Raw genomic sequence first — 4,205 nt, forward strand, 5'->3', positions numbered from 1 at the left:
CGCTGGACGAGGCGCGGAAGGCGGAGATCCTGCCCTATCTGGAACGGCTGCGCGACGAACTGGGCCTGCCGATCCTCTATGTCAGCCACTCGGTCGCCGAGGTGGCGCGGCTGGCGACGACGGTCGTCCTGCTGGAGGCGGGGCGGGTGGTAGCCGCAGGGCCAGCGGCGGCGGTGCTGGCCGACCCGGGCACCGCGCCGGTGGTGGGCCTGCGTGAGACCGGGGCGGTGATCGCGGCGCGGCTGGCCGGGCAGGACGACGACGGGCTGAGCCGGTTCGAGACCGGGGGCGGGCCCTTGTGGCTGTCCCGGGTCGCGGCCCCGTTGGGGGCGGTGCTGCGGCTGCGGATCCTGGCGCAGGACGTGATGCTTGCGGTGGAGCGACCCAAGGGAATCTCGGCGCTGAACGTGCTGGGGGGGCTGGTGGAAGACATCCGGATCGGGGAGGGGCCGGGGGCGATGGTCCGGGTCAGGGTGGGGGAAGAACTGCTGCTGGCGCGCATCACCCGGCGGTCGGTGGGGGTGCTGGGCTTGGCCCCGGGCAAGCCGGTCTTCGCGGTGCTGAAGGCGGTCTCGGTCGCTGAGGAGAACGTGGGCGGGGCGGGGTGACACCGCGGGGTGCCCGCGCGCGGGCAGTTTTACGCATCGTATTTATCAATTGGTTGCGCGCGAGTGTTAAGGATTCGGTAAGAGTTTGGGTCGCGCCGGGATGTGGTGTAAAACGGGAGGCAGGTGATGCGTGAAATACGCATCCTACGGCTGTCTTCCGTGCCCGGGGACAGGCTGATCGCCTAAAGCCCGCCGACGGCGGAGGAGAGGCGGAAGCTGATCGCCTCGGCGATATGCGGCTTTCGCACCGTGGGGCTTTCGTCGAGATCGGCGATGGTGCGGGCGACGCGCAACACGCGGTGATAGCCGCGGGCAGACAGGCCCATGCGTTCGGCGACACGTCCGATCAGTTCCTTGCCTTCGGCATCGGGGCTTGCGTGTTCCTCGAGCGCGGCGCCCTCCAAATCGGCGTTGACGCGTAGTTCGGGAGCTTCCGCGAAACGGGCGCTCTGCCGGTCGCGGGCGGCGGCGACGCGGGCGGCGATGGTGGCAGAGCTTTCGCCGGAGGCTGGCAGGTCGAGGTCGGCGAAGGCGACGGGGGGCACTTCGACGCGCAGGTCGAAGCGGTCCATCAGCGGGCCGGAGATGCGGCCGAGGTAATCTTCGCCGCAGATCGGCGCGCGGCCGCAGGCGCGGTTCGGGTCCGAGAGATAGCCGCATTTGCAGGGATTGGCGGCGGCGATCAGCAGGAACCGGCAGGGGTAGCGGATATGGGCATTCGCCCGGGCGACCATGACGGTGCCGGTCTCGATCGGCTGGCGCAGGGTGTCGAGCACGGTGCAGGGAAATTCGGGAAATTCGTCGAGGAAGAGGACCCCGTTATGGGCCAGGCTGATCTCGCCGGGCTTGGCGCCGCGTCCGCCGCCGACGATGGCGGCCATGCTGGCGGTGTGGTGCGGTTCGCGGAACGGCCGGTCGCGGGAAATGCCGCCTTCGGTCAGAAGCCCGGCAAGGGAATGGATCATCGAGGTTTCCAGCGCCTCGGGGGCCGAGAGCGGCGGCAGGATGCCGGGCAGGCGGGCGGCGAGCATGGATTTGCCCGAGCCCGGCGTGCCGACCATGAACAGGTGATGGCGCCCGGCGGCGGCGATCTCCAGCGCGCGCTTGGCGCGTTCCTGGCCCTTCACCTCGCGGAAGTCGCGGGGCGAGGTTTCGCGCAGGACCTCTCCCGCCTCGGCAGGGGCAAGCGGGGTGCGGCCGGTGTAGTGGTGCAGGACCTCGTCCAGCGAGGCGGCAGCGAGGACCTGGGTCGCGCCGACCCAGGCGGCTTCGGCGCCGCAGGCTTTCGGGCAGAGGAGCGCGCGGTCTTCCACGGCGGCGGCCATGGCGGCGGGAAGGGCACCCGCGACGGGGACGAGGCGGCCATCCAGCGACAGCTCGCCCAAGGCTACGGTGCCCTCGACATCCTCGCGCGGGATGATTTCCAGCGCGGCGAGGAGGGCGACGGCGATGGGCAGGTCGAAATGTGAGCCTTCCTTGGGCAGGTCGGCGGGCGAGAGGTTGACGGTGATCCGCTTCGCCGGCAGCGCGATGGACAGCGCCTGAAGCGCGGCGCGGACGCGTTCCTTGGCTTCCGTCACCGCCTTGTCCGGCAGCCCGACCAGGGTGAAGGAGGGCGAGCCGGGCGAGACGGCGCATTGCACCTCGACCAGGCGGGCCTCGACCCCCTCGAAGGCGACGGTATAGGCGCGGGCGGTCATTTCGGCGTTTCGCGGGTTGGGGCAGTTGCTGAAAGGAGCGCGTTCCGCGCAAGCCTTTTGTCTCGCCTCTGCGCGCGAAGGGCGCGCAACCGGCTCGGGCGAAGGGCCTCCGGCGGGGATATTTGCGGACAGAAAATGCTGTCTTTCTCGGCCTGTCCCATGCGCCCCACCCGATTCACCTTGGTTAACGGGTAGGGCGAAATGGTTTACGAGTGGTAAAGCGCCATGAACTTTGGCCAGGCCTCGGCGTCGGCCAGCGTCTTGTCGCGGCAGAAGGCGTTGCAGAAGCCGAAGCGACGTCCGTAAAGCTGGAGCGCATGGGTGACGGGCTTGCCGGAATAGGGACAGGCGGTGTTCACGGTGTCGGCGCAGTCCGCCACGCTTGCGGGCAGCGGGACCGGGCCGGGCCAGTCGCGGCGGGGCCAGCTGCGGCGGTAGAATTCCTGGTCGGCGCCGTCGATCAGGCCCATCGCGCGCCAGCGGCGGAAGCTGGGATGGGCGAGATGGGCGTTGACATAGAGCATCGCCTGCGCGCCGACCGGCAGGTTGTAGGTGGCGATGCGGGCGGCGACGGGGGCGAAGAAGGCATCCGCCGCCGAATAGGCGCCGCAGAGCCAGGGGGTAGTGGATGTCGTCGTCTCGCGGGCCCAGGACCAGAGGGTTTCGAGGCGCTGGAGGTCGGCCAGGACATCCTCGGGCGGCTGGCAATCGCTGTAGCTGACGCGCAGGTTCATCGGGCAGAAGCTGCGCAGGGCAGCGAAACCGGCGTGCATTTCCGCCGCCAGCACCCGGGCCGTGGCGCGGGCATGGGCGTCTTGCGGCCAGAGCCCGGCCTCGGGGTGGCGGGTGGCCAGTTCCTCGGCGATGGCGATGGTTTCGGGAACGACCGAGCCGTCGGGCGTGCGCATCGTGGGGGCGGTGCGGGCGGGAAAATAATCCTTCAGCACGGTCGCAAGCTCGTCGGTGTAGAGCCGGGCGGCATGGGTCTTCACCGGCAGGCCGAAGGCATCGAAGAGGAGCCAGCCGCGCAGGGACCAGCTGGAATAGGCACGATCGCCGATCACGAGGTCATAGGTCATGGGTTTTGTCCTTTTCCCGCATTTGAGCCTGCATGCCGGGCGAAGGGAAACGATGAATTGTGCGCCGATGCATCACGGGCGGTGATTGATCGAAAAGACCTTCGGCGGGGCAAGGGTGAGGGAGGTCACGGAGAGGTTGTCGATCCGATGAGCGAAGGCCGCTTCGGGGGAAAGCTGCTCGGCCCGCTGGAGCGCCGCGACGATGGGGCCGAAATGGGCGACGACGATGATGTCCGGGGCAAGCCCCTGCAGCCGGTCCAGCGCGGCCCAGGTGCGGGTGGTCAGAGCCGTCCAGCTTTCGCCGCCGGGGGGGGCGATGTCGCCGGGGGTTTCCCAGAAGGCGCGGATATGCTCCGGGCTTTCGGCCTCGATCTCGGCGAAGGGGCGGGTTTCCCACTGGCCGAAATGCATCTCGCGGAAGGAGGGGTCATGCGGCAGGCGCTGCCGGGCGCCGAGGGCGTCGGCGGTGGCCACGGCGCGGGCGAGGTCGGAGGAGATGACGGGGGCCTCGGGCGGCAGGTGGGCGGAAAGGCGGGCGAGGGCGGCGGTGTCGGACAGGTCGGCGGGCAGGTCGGTCCAGCCGATCATGGTTTTCGCATGGGTGGGGCCGTGGCGGACGAGCCAGAACCGGGTCACGGCAGGTTGCCCTTCAGCACCATCGGCAGGCCCGCGATCACCGTAACTACGAGGTCCGCCCCTGCGGCGAGGCGCTGGTTCAGCCGTCCCTGTTCGTCGCGAAAGCGCCGGGCCAGTGCATTTTCCGGAACAATTCCCCAGCCTGTCTCGTTGGTTACGATGACGACGGGGGCCGGGCTGGC

At 69.5% G+C, this 4,205-nt stretch carries 5 protein-coding genes; 1 reads left to right on the forward strand and 4 read right to left on the reverse strand.

The window, feature by feature from the left end:
• On the forward strand, positions 1 to 608 hold a 608-nt coding region (locus V7Q39_RS19555), incomplete at its 5' end, for a TOBE domain-containing protein (RefSeq protein ID WP_333818283.1).
• Between the two features lie 182 nt (positions 609 to 790).
• Here V7Q39_RS19555 and V7Q39_RS19560 read toward each other — a convergent pair.
• The 4 genes from V7Q39_RS19560 to V7Q39_RS19575 form a co-directional block, all read right to left on the reverse strand.
• Entirely contained in the window at positions 791 to 2,308 is a 1,518-nt protein-coding gene (locus tag V7Q39_RS19560; protein ID WP_333818284.1) for a YifB family Mg chelatase-like AAA ATPase, read from the reverse strand.
• A gap of 206 nt (positions 2,309 to 2,514) precedes the next feature.
• Positions 2,515 to 3,387 carry a glutathione S-transferase gene (locus V7Q39_RS19565; RefSeq protein ID WP_333818285.1) on the reverse strand — a complete coding sequence of 291 codons (873 nt, stop codon included), beginning with the start codon at positions 3,385 to 3,387 and terminating at the stop codon, positions 2,515 to 2,517.
• Between the two features lie 72 nt (positions 3,388 to 3,459).
• Positions 3,460 to 4,023 carry a histidine phosphatase family protein gene (locus V7Q39_RS19570; protein ID WP_333818286.1) on the reverse strand — a complete coding sequence of 188 codons (564 nt, stop codon included), beginning with the start codon at positions 4,021 to 4,023 and terminating at the stop codon, positions 3,460 to 3,462.
• On the reverse strand, positions 4,020 to 4,205 hold a 186-nt coding region (locus V7Q39_RS19575), incomplete at its 5' end, for a bifunctional adenosylcobinamide kinase/adenosylcobinamide-phosphate guanylyltransferase (RefSeq protein WP_333818287.1). The genes V7Q39_RS19575 and V7Q39_RS19570, both read right to left, overlap by 4 nt.

Source organism: Tabrizicola sp., assembly GCF_036781545.1.
In the GTDB taxonomy this organism is placed as follows: domain Bacteria; phylum Pseudomonadota; class Alphaproteobacteria; order Rhodobacterales; family Rhodobacteraceae; genus Tabrizicola.

Excerpts from the sequence above, each read along its gene's own strand:
- V7Q39_RS19560 (WP_333818284.1), bottom strand. The coding sequence starts at position 2,308 with ATGACCGCCCGCGCCTATACCGTCGCCTTCGAGGGGGTCGAGGCCCGC.
- V7Q39_RS19565 (WP_333818285.1), bottom strand. The coding sequence starts at position 3,387 with ATGACCTATGACCTCGTGATCGGCGATCGTGCCTATTCCAGCTGGTCC.